The following is a 1,786-nucleotide window of genomic DNA, read 5'->3' as shown; positions in this document are numbered from 1 at the left end:
CCGGCTGTCGTGGTCGTATCCCGTCGTGGTCGGACACGGGTGGCCGCCTCAGCCGGTCGTTCCGCGGCTTCGCCGTACGCGGCCGCGCACGACGGCTCCCGCGGCGGCCGCCGCGAGGAACAGTCCGGTCACCGTCTGCGCGGCGCCCGGTCCGTCCTCGGCGGCACCGGCGCCCGTTCCGGCCCCGGTGCCGGCGGCCAGCGGGGCGCTGCCGCCGCCGCCCGCGTCGACGGGCGCGACGGGCGAGGCGTGGGCGGTCGGTTCGGCGGCCTCCGGCGCCGACGGCCCGGCCGTCCCCGCGGAGGCGGGCCGGTCGCGGGCGGGGGCGACCTCGATGGTGCCCCGGCGGGCCCGTTCGCCGCAGTCGACCAGCACGGGGTACGTGCCCGCGGCGAGCGTGGAACGGACCCGGCTCTCGCCGACGAGCACGCCGTCGTCGACGGTGAGCCGGACCTCGGAGACGAACGCCGAGGACACGGCGAGCGCCGTCCGCTCGGCGCACTCCGCCACCTGAAGGGTGACGTCGGTGCCGGGAGCGGGGGCCGCCGGCACCACCGAGACGCCCGTGTCGTCCCCCGTGGTCACTGTGTCCGCCGCGTACGCCGCCGGGGTGAACGCGGCGACGGCCAGGATTCCGGTGCAGAGAGTGAGTCGCAGAGAACCCATCGTGTACCTCCAGACACCGGGAGCGTGCCCCGCCGGGTGGGGTGCCGCATCCTCGGGACCCGGTGGTTGCTCCGTACGGGTGACATCGGAGGGGGACGGGCCGGGGCCGCCCGGGTGACGCCCCGGGCGGCCCGGACGACGTCCCCGGGCGGTGCTCCGGCGGCGGGTGTCAGACGAGGTCGACGAGGTCCGCGATGGAGTCCAGGACCTGGGACGGCCGGTAGGGGAAGTTCTCGATCTGGTCCGGCCGGGTCAGGCCGGTGAGCACCAGGAACGTCCTCATCCCGGCCTCCATGCCCGCCAGTACGTCGGTGTCCATCCGGTCGCCGATCATGGCGCTGCTCTCGGAGTGGGCGCCGAGGGCGTTCAGTCCGGTGCGCATCATCAGCGGGTTCGGCTTGCCCGCGAAGTACGGCTGCCGGCCCGTCGCCTTGGTGATCAGCGCCGCCACCGCGCCGGTCGCCGGGAGCGGGCCCTCGGCGGAGGGGCCGGTCTCGTCGGGGTTCGTGCAGATGAAACGGGCGCCGTCGTTGATGAGCCGCACCGCCTTCGTCATCGCCTCGAAGGAGTAGGTCCGGGTCTCCCCGAGGACGACGTAGTCCGGATCGTGGTCGGTGAGGACGTAGCCGATGTCGTGCAGGGCGGTGGTCAGACCGGCCTCGCCGAGGACGTACGCCGAACCGTTTGGACGCTGGTCGTCGAGGAACTGGGCGGTGGCCAGGGCAGACGTCCAGATGTTCTCGATCGGCACGTCCAGGCCCATCCGGCGCAGCCGGGCGTGCAGGTCGCGCGGGGTGTAGATCGAGTTGTTGGTGAGGACCAGGAACGGCTTTCCGGACTCGCGGAGTTTCTTGATGAAGGCGTCGGCGCCCGGAATCGGCACACCCTCGTGGATGAGCACCCCGTCCATGTCGGTGAGCCACGATTCGATCGGCTTGCGGTCTGCCATCTGCGGGATCTCCTGACTTGCGCGGTCCTGCGTGCGCTCCAGCCTAGACATGCCCGGATCTTGGGGGGAACGGCCGGGTGACGCGGTCCGGTTCGGCCCGGTGCCACCCGCTTCGGTTCCGCTCGGTCCGGTTCTCCTCGGTCCGGTTCTCCTCGGTCCGGTTCCGCTCGG

Annotated in this window: 2 protein-coding genes; both read right to left on the bottom strand. The window is 73.1% G+C overall.

Annotated features, from left to right (window positions below):
* Window positions 1-48 precede the first annotated feature (48 nt).
* A complete protein-coding gene (locus AOK18_RS09285; protein WP_055693987.1) occupies window positions 49-666 on the bottom strand; it encodes a hypothetical protein in 618 nt (205 codons plus the stop codon).
* Window positions 667-835: 169 nt separating this feature from the next.
* Window positions 836-1,615 (bottom strand): HAD-IIA family hydrolase, encoded by a 780-nt coding sequence (locus AOK18_RS09280; protein ID WP_055572796.1) that lies wholly within the window; start codon window positions 1,613-1,615, stop codon window positions 836-838.
* Between the last annotated feature and the right edge of the window lie 171 nt (window positions 1,616-1,786).

It is taken from the genome of Streptomyces prasinopilosus, from assembly GCF_001419695.1.
Taxonomy (GTDB): Bacteria; Actinomycetota; Actinomycetes; order Streptomycetales; family Streptomycetaceae; genus Streptomyces; species Streptomyces prasinopilosus.
Note: the sequence above shows the minus strand (reverse complement) of the source record. Positions and strands in the feature narration are given on the sequence as shown.